At 42.3% G+C, this 16,108-nt stretch carries 5 protein-coding genes; all 5 read right to left on the bottom strand.

Annotated features, from left to right (window positions below; genetic code table 11):
* The 5 genes from NG798_RS20330 to NG798_RS20310 all read right to left on the bottom strand — a co-directional run bounded on the left by NG798_RS20330 (position 1) and on the right by NG798_RS20310 (position 16,090).
* A complete protein-coding gene (locus NG798_RS20330) occupies positions 1–963 on the bottom strand; it encodes a MoxR family ATPase (protein WP_261225532.1) in 963 nt (320 codons plus the stop codon).
* Between the two features lie 299 nt (positions 964–1,262).
* Positions 1,263–2,648: an aspartate aminotransferase family protein gene (locus NG798_RS20325; protein WP_261225531.1), complete on the bottom strand. Its 1,386-nt coding sequence runs from the start codon at positions 2,646–2,648 to the stop codon at positions 1,263–1,265.
* 49 nt (positions 2,649–2,697) lie between these two features.
* Positions 2,698–7,032 carry a non-ribosomal peptide synthetase gene (locus NG798_RS20320; RefSeq protein WP_261225530.1) on the bottom strand — a complete coding sequence of 1,445 codons (4,335 nt, stop codon included), beginning with the start codon at positions 7,030–7,032 and terminating at the stop codon, positions 2,698–2,700.
* Positions 7,033–7,100: 68 nt separating this feature from the next.
* Positions 7,101–12,854 carry a non-ribosomal peptide synthetase gene (locus tag NG798_RS20315; RefSeq protein WP_261225529.1) on the bottom strand — a complete coding sequence of 1,918 codons (5,754 nt, stop codon included), beginning with the start codon at positions 12,852–12,854 and terminating at the stop codon, positions 7,101–7,103.
* Positions 12,854–16,090, bottom strand: coding sequence for an amino acid adenylation domain-containing protein (locus NG798_RS20310; RefSeq protein WP_261225528.1), 3,237 nt, complete (start codon positions 16,088–16,090; stop codon positions 12,854–12,856). The genes NG798_RS20315 and NG798_RS20310 overlap by 1 nt, the downstream gene beginning before the upstream one ends.
* Between the last annotated feature and the right edge of the window lie 18 nt (positions 16,091–16,108).

Below are 16,108 nucleotides of genomic sequence, written 5' to 3'. Positions count from 1 at the left end.
TTAGGCCGGTACAGGAAGAGTTGTAATAATTTCTTCAACAACGCTGGCGGCGGTTTTTCCAGAAAAACGCGCTTGGGGTTCCATTACTAGCCGGTGAGCAATCACTGAAATGGCCGGTTCTTGGATATGTTCGGGTGTAACAAATTCATAGCCATCAAACAATGCTAATGCTTGAGCAATTTTCATTAAAGCGAGGGATGCTCTCGGACTTGCCCCTAATTGTACGCCTTCTGCTGACCGAGTGGCATTGACAATATCGACGATATAACGTTTCAATTCTTCGCTTATTCGCGTTTGTTTGACTTGCTGTTTTAATAATATTAAATCCTCTAATTGGACACAGGGTTGAAGTGCATCAATTGGATGCTGCTGAATTTGATCGGAAAGCAGGTTAACCTCGTCTTCTGGCGAAATGTATCCTAAACTAAACTGAAGTGCAAAGCGATCCATTTGGGCTTCTGGAAGTGGATAAGTCCCACGAGATTCTACTGGGTTTTGAGTAGCAATTACAAAAAATGGGTCTTTAAGTTTCCGCAAATTTCCATCAATGCTAACTTGGAATTCTGCCATTGCTTCTAACAAAGCTGACTGAGTTCGCGGTGAGGAGCGATTGATTTCATCAGCCAAAACAATATTAGCAAAAATCGGGCCTTCATGGAAATGAAAAGTGCGTTCGTTGGGGTCAAGCATGGAAATTCCCAAAATATCGGAAGGTAAAAGATCGGGCGTAAATTGAATACGCTTAAATGTTACATCTACCGAGAAAGCTAGGGCTTTTGCTAGGGTTGTTTTACCAGTACCCGGATAATCTTCTAGCAAAACGTGCCCCCCGCTTGCAAAGGCTGACAACAATTTTCTGATTGCTGCTGATTGCCCTTTTATTACCTTTTCAATGTTGTTGAGAATTCTTTGATAGGTTTTTCTGCCACACCGGCCCTGATTTTCTGTAATTGCTTTATCCATAATTATTTGGCTAGGTAAAAATGCTGGTTACTCATATTAACGGCTCTATTGCCTTAGTTCCATGATATCCCGCCGCCTAGCCTAAATCAAGAACTATGCTCCCCCCAAAACAATTTAGGGGGAGAAAGTCAATAAAATTATGGATTTTAATTTAATTAAGGTGGAATTCTACCTAATTATTCGTTAGTTCGCCATCAGTAATTAAGGAGGTATTTCGGCTCAATTTTTAGCTACCCTTCAGGGTAGGCATTTTCTAATGATATCTAGTTTGTATGATTATTCCCATCGTTCGTTCTAAGTTACTTTAAAGATGTACAGGTGCTTTTCTGATGAGAAGGAACCGGAAAAAACCCTCCTTCTTGCATTTCTTGAACGCTCTCTTTAACCGCCTCAATGATGCGATTCATATCTTGATCTGTGTGGGCTGTCGAGAGAAAACAGCTACGACCTTCGCAAATAAAAATACCCTTTTCCAGTAAATGAAATAGGAAGGGATCTATATCAATAGAAGCCGCAGCGCGAAATTGCGAACCGAAATTAACAAGCCAGACAGAAAGCTCATTTTCTTTGAAATAAGCATTCAAAGTTTCGACTAGCTGGGAAGTTCGATAATTTAACTGTTGCTGAAGAATTGGGCCTTGATTTTTCAGATAATAAAGCACAGAACGTGCAGCAGCCAAAGCCATTGGGTGCTTGCAAAAAGTGCCGGCAAAAATTGTTTTTTCTACCTGGGGGTAAGAATCATCGCCATAGTTCCACAAACCGCCGTCAATTTTATCCATATAAGCGGCTTTTCCGGCGATAACTCCAATGGGCATACCACCCCCGACAATTTTGCCGTAGGTGGCGATATCTGCCTCAATGCCAAACCACGCTTGGGCGCCGCCTTGATGAATTCGGAAACCGGAAACCATTTCATCAAAAATGAGGGCAATTTCTGATTCTTTTGTTAATTTTCTAAGTTGGTGGAGAAATTCTTTAGGCTGCAAATCGAGGCGGCGACTTTGCACCGGCTCAACTAGAACTGCTGCTAATTCGTGCCGGTGAGCTTTGATAATTTCCAGGGATTGTGGGTTTGCGTAATCTAAAACTAAAACATTTTCAACAAAATTAGCGGGAATTCCGGGCGCTTTTGGCATTGTTTGTAAATCGCCATTTATCTTTTTTTGAATTGCCAGAATTCCGTCAAAATGACCGTGATAAGAACCAGAAAATAAAGCAATTTTATTGCGTTTAGTTGCGGCTCTTGCTAAACGTAGGGCTGCCATTACTGCTTCGGTGCCGGTGTTAGAAAAAGCCACGCGATCCATTTTTGTTAGTTCGCAGATTAATTCTGCAACTTCTCCAGCCAATTCTGCTTGAGCGCCAATTTGCAAACCGCTATCAAGTTGCTCTAATAAAGCTTGTTTAATAAAAGACGGATTGTGACCAAAAAGATTGATACCAAATCCCATCGTGATGTCGATGTATTCATTGCCATCGATATCCCACATTTTAGAGCCTAGGGTTTGCTTTGCCACAAGGGGATAAAACATCTCTTTAACAGGAAGGCGAAACCCATCAGAAGCGCGATTATCAGCAAGAACAGGCCGATATTTTTGGGCGAAACTTTTAGAAGTTTTTGTGCGTTGGGTGTAGCGCTCAATCAGGGCTAATAGATGTTTTTGCTGTAAGGATTCATTCATTTTCAAATCTCCAAAAATTTAAGCAGGTAGGATGTTGTACATTGCGCCCTTATAGGTTGTAATGAGGGGCATTAATTAAGCCACGATCACTGAGATGAGAAAAGTAAGTATGAAACAAATTTGCGTTTGCTGGCGGGCAAGTAATCTCTGTGTTAGCAAGTCCATTAAGCGTATTTTTGCAATCAAACTGTAGCTCTTCTGAATGGGGCATTTTTGCTTCTGAAAGTTTTTCGGAAAAAAGACTGGCAAGGGGGTATAAAGCATGATCGGGAGAATTGCCGGCGCGATTGATTATTTCTGCTTGCCAAGTTGGATAAGAAACCCGATCCACTGGATAGCCAAGCGCTTGCATCCAAGCGACTAATTCACTCAATAAAAAAGAATCTGGGTTGACTAAGTGGAAATTTTTGCCGCTCGATTCTTGTTGCTTTGATAGGTGAATAATTGCACGGCTGACATAATCCACCGGCGCCACATTCATCATCCAGTTTCCATCGGGTACGCATCCTAATTGCACACATCCTGCAAGCAATATAGAAAATGAATCGCTGGGATTGCAGGTGCCGGTTTTGCTGTCTCCAGAAATGCGTCCTGGGCGGTAAATACTGATAGGAATTCCGCGAGAACGCCCGATTTCAATTAACTTTTCTGCCACCCATTTACTCTGAGGATAAGCGCCTTTTAGGGCTTCTCCTGGGGTGAGTTGGTCTTCCTCTCCTATAACCTTTACGCTGCCTTCTTGCGTTGAAGAAAAAACGGATACAGTAGAAACGAAATGCACGGGTTTAAGCTTAATTTGACACGCCAACCGCAGAATTTCTTGAGTACCTAAAACATTTGATGGTTTGAGATATGAATAGGGATAAGTAAATTTGACAAATGCCCCATTGTGATAGATGACATCAATTAGGCTTGCCATTTCTTGAAACTTTTCTTGGGAAAGCCCCAAAAGTGGCTGAGCTAAATCTCCAGCAACCGGCATTATACGATGGCTTAAATTTTCGTCCCAAATCGAATAAGATTCGAGGCTAGTTTGGATACGTTTCTTGGCGGATTCAGCATCAGAAGAGCGCACCAAACAATAAATTTTTGCTTGAGTTTGTAGGAGCAATTCGCGGAGGAAAAAGGCTCCTAAAAAGCCGGTTGCTCCTGTTAAGAGAATGCGAGTAGGTTCACCCACCGGCCCCAAAAATGCAGTTTCAGGATGTATGGAAGAGTCGAGAATAGCTTCAGCATTAATATCGAAATTGGAAGGTAGGAAATCAGAAGATTTGCCCGCTTCTTTCATCTCGATTTTTTCAGCCAAACCGGCCACAGTAGGAGCCTCAAATAACACACGCAAAGGCAATTCTACCTGAAAAGATTCGCGTATTTTTGCTAACAACTGAGTGATTAGTAATGAGTGTCCGCCTAAATCAAAGAAATTATCGTGAATTCCTACTTTTTTAAGAGCGAGTAGTTGACTCCAAATGCCGGCAAGAATTGCCTCAACAGAAGTGCGAGGCGCTACAAAATTATCGGTTAAATTGGCGGCGGTTTCTGGTGCTGGTAGTGCTTGCCGGTCTATCTTGCCATTGGGGGTTAGTGGTAAGGATTTCAGAACAACAAAAGCCGAGGGAATCATATATTCTGGCAGCTTTTCTTTGAGGAATGAACGCAGATCATCAATTAATTCTGAAGCCTGAGATCCGAGTTTTGAGGGAGAAACAATATAGGCTACTAAACGCTGATTACTGAGTTTCGAGTTTTGAAGCAAAACAACTGCTTCGCGTACAGAGGGATGATGAGAAAGCGAGGCTTCAATTTCCCCTAATTCAATACGAAATCCCCGCAGTTTTATTTGATGGTCGATGCGTCCGATAAATTCGATATTTCCGTCTGGCAAATAGCGAGCCAAATCACCAGTTTTATAAAGGCGATTTTCTGCTTTTTGATTGAATGGGTTGGGGATAAATTTTTCTGCTGTTTTTTGAGGTTGATTTAGATAGCCGCGAGCAACTCCTGCACCGGCAATATATAATTCACCAGCCACTCCTACAGGCACCGGCTGCAAGTGTGAATCTAACAAATAAATCTGCGTATTTGGCAGGGGAACGCCGAGAGGAACTGTGTCAGAAATGCCAGGATTTTGCGCTTTTACCTGATAAGTTAACACGCCCACAGTTGTTTCTGTCGGCCCGTAGTGATTGAATATCAAACAGCCTGGATTGTATTTTTGAATGGTCTCAATTAAATTCCAATTCAAAGTTTCTCCACCGAAAATTAATCGCTTTTTGGGTAATATTTGCGAGGGGTTAGAAGCGCTCAACAAAGCTTTTAGGTGAGAGGGAACAATTTTCAGACAATCGATAGAATGTTGCTGAAAATAAGCCGCAATTGCTTGAGGATCTGTTGCGCGTTCTTGAGAAATAATGTGCAGGCATCCACCCGAACACAAAGCGGGAAAAATAACGGTGTGTCCCAAGTCGGCGGCGAAGGTGGAAACGGTGGCATAATTTGCACCGGCTGGGAGGTTTAATTTGTCCTGAATTCCGTATAGGTAATTGAGCAGTTGCCGGTGTTCAATGGCGACGCCTTTGGGGGTGCCGGTGGAGCCAGAAGTATAGATAACGTAAGCTAAATTTTCAGGAGAAGGAGAGGCGGAAGTAGCAGGAGAAAAAGAGGGAATTTCTGCATCTAAGCAGACTATATTTGCCTGAGTTTCTGGTAACTTTTCGATGAGATGTTGTTGGGTTAACAGGACAGTCGCCTGAGCATTTTGCAACATCAATGCTAGGCGATCTTTTGGCATAGAACAGTCAATTGGCAGGTAAGCACCACCGGCTTTAAGGATGCCTAAAATTCCAGCCAGCGCGTCTAAAGAGCGCTCAACGCAAATGCCAACAATAACCTCTGGCTTTACGCCTAATTGCTGCAAATAATAAGCGATTTGGTTAGCGCGATTGTTAAGTTCTGCGTAAGTAATTTGCTGATTTTCAAAAACAGCAGCAATGCTATCTGGTGAGCGCTCGGCTTGTTGTTCAAATAATTGATGAACGCACTTATTTAGCGGGTAATCAATTTTTGTGTTGTTGAATTCTACTAATAATTGATGACGGGCATTCTTGCTGAGAATTTCAAGTTGGGTAATTGCAGTTTCGGGGTTGTTGGCTGCACTTTCTACGAGGGTATAAAATTGGTCTGCTAAACAGCGGATGCTGTTTTCTGTGAGGTAGGCAGGATCATAGTTAAATTCAACATTGAGCGCGTCTTTTTGACGTTGACAAGATAATTTAACTTTGAAGTAATCGCAGCAAGCATATTGTTTGTAGAGCGAAAAAGATGCGCCCGCAGCAGAATAATTTTCGAGATATTCTTCAAACTCAAAACCAAATGTAGAGAGAGATTCCTGGCAAAAATATTCCTGCCATTTATATGCTTCGTGAGCGTTTTGTTGAACTTGCTCCAAGACTTCAGCAAAGGAAAACTCTTCTTTTAAATGGCTACACAGCGGTAAAAATTTGGCAAACAAACCTAGCGCTGGTTCTAGTTCTTCGTATTTTCGACCGTCGAATAATACGCTGACGATGATATCTGATTTGCCGGTCAAACGCCAGAGCAAAATTTTCCAGCAAGTCAGCAAAAATGTAGACACTGAGATGTTGTACTGGCGGGCGATAACTTCGACTTTTTCCAGCAAAGCTAGGTCTAATTTTACCTCAAAAGCTTGGGGTGAAAATTGAGATTGGGTGTCAATTAGTTTATTTTCAAAGGGCAAATTTAAACTCGCTTGCGGCGCTAATTTTTGCTGATTCCAGTATTCTTTACCTTCCGCCGCTTCCTCATCTTCGAGTAGTTCGTTTTGCCATTCGGAAAATTGAATGTATTGCACAACTTCATCGGAAAGTTCTTCACCTTGAAGGCTGGCTGCATAGCACTGGCTGATTTCTTGAACTAGATTTTTTAGTGTGCGATTATCAGCGCACAGTGCCGGCAAACTGACTAGCAAAATATGTTTGTCAGATGAAAGTTTAATTAAAGATAAGCGCCAAATAGGATTTTGATCGAAGTTAAAGAAAGCCCTCTTTTCTTGGTCAAAAATCTCGGCGATTTTGGCTTCTTGCTGTTGAGGATTAACATCACTTAAGTTAACCCAGTTCCAGAAAACAGAGCTAGGTTCTGAGATAACTTGTATAGGAGTTTTCAGCCCTGCTTTTCGCTGAAAGCTTGTGCGAATAATTTCGTGACGTTCGCTAACTTTTTCTAAAGCTTTTTTGAGGTTATCTGTTTGAAGATTTCCCTCAATCAAAATAGCCGCTTGAACGCGATAAGCAGGGCTGTTTTGCTGCAACAGCCAGAGATATTTTTGTTGGGGGGAAAGCCGAAAACCGTTAATTGTTTGCATTGTTCCTATTTCTCCAAACACTACTTTATTCTTCCAGACAAACGCAAGGAACGAGAGATGATAAAAAATTAAACTTCTGATTCTGCAATCATTTCGCCCATTGCTACAACAATTTTTCGTGGGCCGGTAAATGGATTCCGACTGTGAGCGGCAAGCATATTATCTAGCATTATGATGTCTCCTGCTTGCCAGGGGAAACTAACAGCAACTTGCGCGTAAATTTGCTGAATTTCTTCCATTACCGAGTCTTCAATAGGAGTGCCGTCACCGTAATAAACATTGCGGGGGAGGTTTTCTTCTCCAAATACGGATAGTAAAGAGGCGCGAGTTGCTGTATCTAAACAGGAAATATGATGCAAAGGAAGTTGATTAAAAAACACCATTTCTTTAGTTTTTGGGTGCTTAGCAATTGCTGGGCGAATTTTGCGAGTTCTCAAATTATTTCCGGCTTTCCATTCAAATTCTATTCCAGCTTGCCGGCAGTATTTTTCAACTACAGATTTGTCTTCGGTTTTGAAGAAATCTTGCCAACTTACATCTAGTCCATCTGTGTAGTTGCGGACGTACATTATTTGCTTTTCGGCAAATTTTTCTCGCAGTTTCGGGTTGAGCATTTGGTAAATTTTTCGGCAGTCAACTATGGGGGTTTCTCCGCCTTGTTGGGCCGGTTGAACGCAGAAAAACCAAATTTTCATAGGCCAGCGGTGCAAGTGCGAACTTTCGCTGTGAAATAAGATAGCTTTATCGGCTGGGTAAGGAGTTGAACCGTACACTTTGCCGCTAACTCCTTCGCGTGGTAAATCGCCGTATTCACCAAATAATTCCGAACAAATTGAGAGAGCAAATTGCTCGAATGCAGAAACAACAGGGCCGGTGAATCCTCGAAAAAGAATTCCTCCATGTTTGAGCAATTTTTCTTCTATAAACTCGCGGTTATTTTTTGCCCAATCTGCAAGATCAACATCGGTTACTGCCGGTTTTATTACTAATGGAAAGTGTTGGTCGGGGTGCAGATACTCGGTTTTTATCAAGTCGCCTTGCGGCAAAGCTACTACCTTTGGCTTGACGCTTTTAAATTTGCTGAAATTGCTTTTTTCGCGCTTTACTTCTTGCATAATTTGTTTTTGCTTCTCAGCTTCGGGGATAATTTCTAAAGTGTTTAAACGACTGTCTGGCTGCGCCACAATGCTGCCTAAGAGGGTTTCAAAACGATTTGATATTTGAGAGATAGTTTCTCTATCAAATAGGTCGGAATTATATTTCCAACTGCCGTTAATTTTTCCCTCTGTTTCTGACACGAATAACGCCACATCAAATTTAGCTGTACCGCTATCAATTTCCACCGGCATTAAAGTTAAACCGGCTAGTTCTAAAGTCGGCATAGGCGCATTTTGCATGACAAACAAAACTTGAAACAGCGGTGTCTGACTCAAACTGCGCTCTGGACGCAATTCTTCTACTAATTTATCGAAGGGTAAATCTTGGTGAGCATAAGCTTTTAATGTCACCTCGCGGACTTGATCAAGCAGTTGCCGAAATGTAGGATTACCGCGCATATTTGTTCGCAAAACAAGGATATTGACAAAGAAACCAATTAAGGCTTCTGTCTCCACTTGGGTGCGGTTTGCCAGGTCAGTACCAACGACAATATCCTCTTGATTTGTGTAACGATAAAGCAGCGTTTGAAGTGCTGCTAATAACGTCATAAACAAGGTGACATTTTCTTGACGGCTGAGGGCGATTAAGGCTTCTGAAACTTGCGTAGAAAGCTGGAAATTTTGAATCTCAGCTTGATGATTATAAACGGCAGGATGCGGTTGTTTTGTGGGTAATTGCAGCGGGGGCAAAATTTGACCTAACTGCTGTTTCCACTCCGCGAGTTTTGCTGATAAAACTTCTCCTTGTAGCCAGTTTCTTTGCCACACAGCATAGTCTGCATACTGTATAGAAAGTTCGGGGAGGGGAGAAGGTTTACCGGCACAAAAAGCTTCGTAAAGCGCCGCTAATTCCCGCACTAATATTCCTAGCGACCAACCATCAGCAACGATGTGGTGTATTGTCAGCAACAGCAGGTATTCTGTGTCGTCTAATTGCAGCAAATTAACGCGCAATAAGGGCCATTTTGTGAGGTCAAAAGCTTGTCGCACTTCTTCACCGGCAAGTCGCATGGCTTCGGCTTCTCTTTCAACTTCCGATAAGTGCCTTAAATTTATTATGGGAAGTGTGAAATTAAAAGATGAAGTAATAACCTGAACTGGTTTCCCTTCCACTGATTTAAAAGTTGTTCGCAAAGCTTCGTGACGCTTGATAACTTCCTGAAAACTTTGCTCGAATGCCGACACATTGAGAGGCCCTTTCAAGCGCACTGCTGCGGGGATATTATAGGCAGGATTTCCGGGTTGTAATTGGTCGAGAAACCACAGTCTTTGTTGAGCAAAAGAGAGGGGTAATTCTCCATCCCGCAACACCGGCTTAATAGGGGGAGCTTTAAGTTTTTCACCGGCCCGATATTGGGAGATACTTTCGCTGAAAGTTGCAACGGTAGGCGATTCAAAAATCAACCGTAGAGGTAAGTCAATTTGAAAAGCTTTTCCTAAGCGAGAAATCGCCTGAGTAGCCAGCAATGAATGGCCGCCCAATTCAAAGAAATTATCGTTAATTCCTACCCGCTCTAAATGGAGAACGTCTGCCCAAATTTTTGCTATTACTTGCTCGTCTGAAGTTCGAGGCTCGGCAAAATTGCTATCAAATTCTGCTGTGTTTGTGTCAGGTGCAGGAAGTGATCGCCGGTCGATTTTTCCGTTAGGCGTTAAAGGCATTGCTTCCAGCATTACAAATGCTGAAGGCATCATGTAATGAGGTAATTTTTGTTTGAGAAAAACGCGCAAGTTATTAATAAATTCAGAGAATTTAGGAGTAGTGTTTCTGTCCCCATTCAAGAGTTCGGAATTAGCAACTATATAAGCAACTAAACGCTTGTCACCTGGATTGTCTTCTCGAACGAGGGCGATCACTTCTCGCACGGTTGGGTATTGGCTGATCACCGCTTCAATTTCGCCTAATTCGATGCGAAATCCGCGAACTTTTACTTGGTTGTCAATTCGCCCGATAAATTCTATATTTCCATCTGGCAGATAGCGCGCCAAGTCCCCTGTTTTATAGAGGTATTTTGAAACAGTTAATGATGAAGAATGCTCTATAAATGAAGCATGAATTCCGCCCTCTGCAAAGGGGTTAGAAATAAACTTTTCTGCGGTTAATTCGGGCCGGTTTAAATAACCTCTTGATAAACCTGCACCTCCTATGTGTAGTTCGCCAAATACTCCTACAGGAACCGGCATTAAATAACGGTCTAATATATAAATTTCATTGTTGGCAATGGGGCGACCGATAGAAACCAATTTTTTGCCATCAAGCTGATAAATAGTAGACCAAATTGTGGTTTCTGTAGGGCCGTATAAATTCCACACAGAAGCGCCCCGTAAAAGCAATTGATCGGAGAGTTTTTGAGGTAAAGCTTCTCCACCACAGAGTATTTTTAATTGATTGCTTTTCTGCCATCCTGCTGCTAAAAGCATTTTCCAAGTAGCAGGAGTCGCTTGCATTACTGTTGCGCCAGAATTTAGCAAGGTTTCTAACAGTTTTTGTCCGTCAGATGTGACGCTTTTGCTGGCTACAATGAGGCGAGAACCTGTTGTAATAGGCAGGAAAATTTCTAGGGCTGCAATGTCAAAAGATAAGGATGTTACTGCCAGCCAAACATCTCGATCTGTGATGGCGAGTTGCTGGCGAATAGAAGTTAAGAAATTGACGACAGAGGGGTGCGTAATTTGCACTCCTTTGGGTTTGCCGGTTGAGCCTGAAGTATAAATGACATAGGCTAAATTGGCGGGATTTGGGATGGATAGGGCGCGATTAGTGCAGCTTGATATGGCATCCCATTCTGCATCTAAAAAGACTGTAGAGGCACTGTTTTGAGGCAGCGTTTTTAACAGTTTTTTCTGAGTTAATAATACGGGAATTTGTGCGTCTTCCAGCATTAATGCAATGCGCTCTGGCGGATAGGCTGGATCGAGGGGAACGTAAGCGCCACCGGCTTTGAGGATGCCGAGAAGTCCGACTACCATTTCTAGGGAACGCTCGACATAAATGCCCACTAAAGTTTCTGGATTGACACCAATTTTTTGCAAGTAATTTGCGAGATTATTTGCTTTTTCGTTCAGTTCCCGATAAGTTAGAGATTCATTTTCAAAAACCACAGCAATCGCATCAGGTGTCTGTGCTGCCTGGGTTTCAAATAGTTGATGTATGCAGTTATCTTGCGGAAATTCCGATTGAGTATTGTTCCACTCGGCAAGTAGTTGATGCCGTTCAAATTTTGTCAATATTGGCAAGTTTGAAATGCGCTGAGCGGGATTATCAGCAATGCTTTCTAGTAAGGTTAAAAAATGTCCAGCTATCCGCTTTGCAGTGCTGCTATCAAACAAATCTAGGCTGTATTCAAGGGCTGCATTAATACCTTCTGAGCCTTCTTCTAAGTCAAGCGCTAAATCAAATCTGGCGGTTTTGCGCTCTATTTCTAAACTGCTTAAGGTAAGTCTGGGTAGTTGTATCTGCGGTGTCTGAACATTTCGCAGGGAAAACAACACTTGAAACAGCGGATTGTGGCTTAAATCTCTTTCTGGTTGCAGAATTTCTACGAGTTTCTCGAAGGGAAGATCCTGGTGATTGTAAGCACCGAGGGCTACTTCTCGCACGCGCCCAATTAATTCTTTAAAAGTTGGGTTATGCGACAGATCGGTGCGGAAAACTAAAGTGTTAGCAAATAAGCCAATTAATCCCTCAATTTCGCGGCGGTTGCGGTTAGCAATGGGGGAGCCGACTAATATATCTTCTTGCTCTGTATAGCGATAAAGCAGTGTTTTAAATGCTGCCAGCAAAGTCATAAATAAAGTGGCTCTTTCCTGCTGGCTTAATTCGTTAAGCTTCTCTGTAATTGCCTTAGAAATGGTGAATTTATGCACCGCACCTCGGAAGGTTTGCACTGCCGGTCGGGGCCGGTCAATTGGCAAATTCAGCACCGGAAGATTGCCGCCTAGCTGTTTTTTCCAGTAACTTAGTTGTGTTTCTAAAACTTCTCCTTGTAACCACTGCCGTTGCCAGCTTGCAAAGTCTGCATATTGCACCGGCAAATCGGGGAGAGGGGAAGGTTCCCCCATGCAAAAAGCTTGATAAAGAGTGGCGAGTTCCTCAATAAATAGCCCCATTGACCAACCATCAGAAATGATGTGGTGTGTGCTGAATATTAATACCCAATTTGAATCGCTTAAATTCAGCAATTTAGCCCGCAATAATGGTGCTTTTGATAAGTCAAAAGGTTGTTGAGATTCTGCGACAATTAGCCGCTCTACTTCGCCATTACGCTGCGTTTCAGGAAGCGAACGCAAATTAATTTCTGCAAGCTTAATTTTTTGATTTGCAGTAATAATTTGAGTGGGTTGTCCATCGATTGTAGTAAAGGCAGTTCGCAAAACTTCGTGACGCTTGATAAGTTCATTTAAACTTTGCTCAAGGGCGATGAAATTAAGTGTGCCGCTAAGGCGCACAGCGGCGGGGATGTGATAAGTAAAGTTGCCCGGATTTAATTGCTCAAAAAACCACAACCGCTGTTGAGCAAACGACAAAGGAAAAAAATTAGATTCTCGACTTTGAGGGCGAATTTCTGCCGGTGAAATGCTTTGTTTTTTCTGCTTGAGTAGCTGCAACATCAACTCACGCTTTTCGGGAGAAAGAGAGGCGATACGTTCAATTAAATCACTCATTAGTTAACTCCTTGTTGGGTAATAATTTGTTTAATTTCTTCTTCTGACATTTGTTCCATCTCTGCTAACATCTGAGCCAGCATTTCACTATCCAATTTTTCGGCTTGTTTTTGGGTAATTGCCACACCTAAATCAGCGACAGTGGGAGACTCAAATAAGCGCTGCAAAGACAACTCGACTTCAAATATTTGGCGGACTCTGGAAATTACTTGTGTGGCTAATAAGGAGTGTCCTCCTAACTCAAAAAAGTTATCGTAAATGCCGACTTTTTTAACTTTGAGAACTTCCACCCAAATAGTAGCTAAAGTTTGCTCTGCATTGGTGCGAGGTGCTACAAAGTTTCCTGTCAATTCTGGTCGCGTTTCATCAGGTGCGGGCAGTGATTGCCGGTCTACTTTTCCGTTAGAAGTTAAAGGCAAAGTTTTGAGGATTACAAAAGCCGAAGGCACCATGTAATCAGGCAATTTTGCTATTAAAAAGTTGCGAATTTCGCTCTGGGTAGGTGTTTGTTTTTGATGGGGAACTAAATAAGCAACGAGTCGCTTTTCTGAGATTTCTTCTTCCCGCACCACAACTACAGCCTCGGCAATGTCTGGATGTTGCCTGATTGCTTGTTCAATTTCTCCTAATTCTATGCGGAATCCTCGAATTTTTACTTGATTGTCAATTCGCCCGATAAATTCAATATTTCCATCTGGTAAATACCTCGCTAAATCGCCGGTTTTATACAGTCGTTTTTCTGCCTGGGTGTCAAAGAAATTACGAATAAATTTTTCTGCTGTAGCTTCTGGCCGATTGAGATATCCGCGTGCTAAATTATCACCACCAATGTGCAGTTCACCTGTTATGCCTACCGGCACCGGCTGCAAATGGGAATCTAAGATATAAATCTGAGTATTGGCAATTGGAAGACCGAGCGGAACTGTGTCATAATCGGCTTTTATTTTATCGAAATTCACTGCATAAGTTAACACTCCCACTGTCGTTTCTGTTGGCCCGTAATGGTTAAAAACCAAGCAATTAGGAGACAAATTCCGAACCTTTTTAACCAAATTCCATTTGACAGGTTCTCCTCCTAAAATTAGCCGCTTCTGAGGCAAAATAAACTGGGCTTCCGGGGAGTTTAAAAGAGCGGCTAGGTGAGAGGGAACTATTTTGAGGATGTCGATAGAATTGCGGCGGAAATATTCAGCGAGTGCCTCTGCATTTGTTGCGCGTTCTTGAGATATTATGTGCAAACAACCACCGAAACAAAGTGCAGGAAAAATTGCTGTATTTCCTAAGTCGGCGGCGAAGGTGGAAACGGTGGCATAATTTGCACCGGCTGGGAGGTTTAATTTTTCCTGAATGCTGTACAGGTAATTAAGCAGTTGCCGGTGTTCAATGGCGACGCCTTTGGGGGTGCCGGTGCTGCCAGAAGTATAGATAATGTAAGCTAAATTTTCCGCAGAAACACAAGCAGTATAGCTGTCAGAAAAAGTGGGAATTTCTGAATCTATGCAAACAATATTTGCCTGAGTTTTAGGTAAGCTTTCAATCAGCCGTTTTTCTGTGAGCAACACCTTTGCCTGAGCGTCTCCTAGCATCAGCGCCTTACGCTCTTTAGGTGTTGTTGGATCGATGGGTAAATAGGCTCCACCGGCTTTTAAAATACCCAGCATTGCCACAATCATTTCTAAAGATCGTTCGAGGCAAATTCCCACAATTATCTCTGGTTCAACTCCCAAGTTTTGCAGGTGATGAGCTAGTTTATTGGCGCGATCATTGAGTTGCCGGTAGGTGATTTTGTGATTTTCAAAAACAACGGCAATGCTGTCTGGATCGCGTTCTGCTTGTTCTTCAAAAAGCTGATGAACGCATTTGTTATTCGGGTAATTTTTTTGAGTTTGGTTAAACTCCACGAGAATTTGCCGGCGGGCGCTATCACTCAGAATTTCTAAATGATTGATGTCAGCTTGGGTATTTTTCACCGCACTTTCTAATAACGCCTGAAAATGCTCTGACAAGCGCTTGATATCTTCTGCGTCAAATAATGCTGAATCATAGTGGAATTCTGCGATTAAAGAATTATCCCGACGAAGGCAGGAAAGTTTGAGTTTGAATGGCTCTAGGCAGGAATTTTGCTGAATGAGGGAAAATGAAACGCCAGAATTGCTGTAGGTTTCAGGCTGTTTTTGCCACTCAAAACAGACGGGGAAGAAACTATTATTTTGATCTTTTGGCAGTATTTCTTCCCAGCTAAAGTATTCTTGCCAGTTGTGCATTTCGTTGAGATTCGTATCAACTAGCCGCCACAATTCCGCGAAAGTTAAGTTATTTTGCAAGTCAAGCTGTAGGGGTAAATATTTACACAGCAGCCCCAGTGATAGCTCTAATTCTTGATATTTTCTGCCGTCGATAGCGACACCGATAATTAGGTTTGGCTGTTTGGTAAGCCGCGCCATTATAATTTGCCAGCAAGTCAGCAAGAATGTAAGAATCTCACTCTCATGTTTTTGGGTGATTATTTCTAGTTGCTTAAATAAATCACCCCGAATTGTCATTTTTTCTAGTTGCGGCTGAAATTCGGCTTCGGAATTCTTCTTTTGCCAAGGAAGCGTTAATAAATCCAAAGATTCAATGTTCAGTTTCCGCCAGTATTCTTTACCGATTGTTGATTCTTCGGCTTCCAGTAACTCATTTTGCCACTCAGCAATATCTGCATATTGCATTGGTTCATCAGATAGGTTTTCACCGCCCCCACTGGTTGAGTAAAAAAGACTGAGTTCGCGTGTAAAGTTTTTCAGGGTATAACTATCTGCAATTAAGGCCAAAAAGTTTGCCAGCAATAGGTGTTTGTCTGGCGCTAGAGTGAGTAAATAAATATGCCAAAGTGTGCCGCGCTCAAAATCAAAAGTAAGCCGGTTTAATTCTTGAATAAATTCTTCGATTTTAGATTCTTGCTCTTCAGTAGGCAAACTGCTCAAATTGTGTTCTGCAACTGAAATTTCATCAGCGCTAGTGATCACTTGCAGAGGTAATGTCATTCCTGGCAAGCAGGGAAAGTTTGTGTGCAGAATTTCGTGCCGGTTTACCACCTTTTGCAGCGCCGTTTTAAGAAGTTCTTTTTCGAGATTTCCTTCAAGAAGAATTGCACCCTGAACCCGATAGGAATGTTTGCAATTATTTTGTTGAACCTCCCACAAATGCCTTTGCTGCGGAGATAGTCTAAACCCTTCGATTGTTTCTTTTTGCATATTTACACTTCCTTTCAT

The organism is Ancylothrix sp. D3o, from assembly GCF_025370775.1.
GTDB lineage: Bacteria > Cyanobacteriota > Cyanobacteriia > Cyanobacteriales > Oscillatoriaceae > Ancylothrix.
This window is presented reverse-complemented; position numbering and strand designations above follow the sequence as displayed.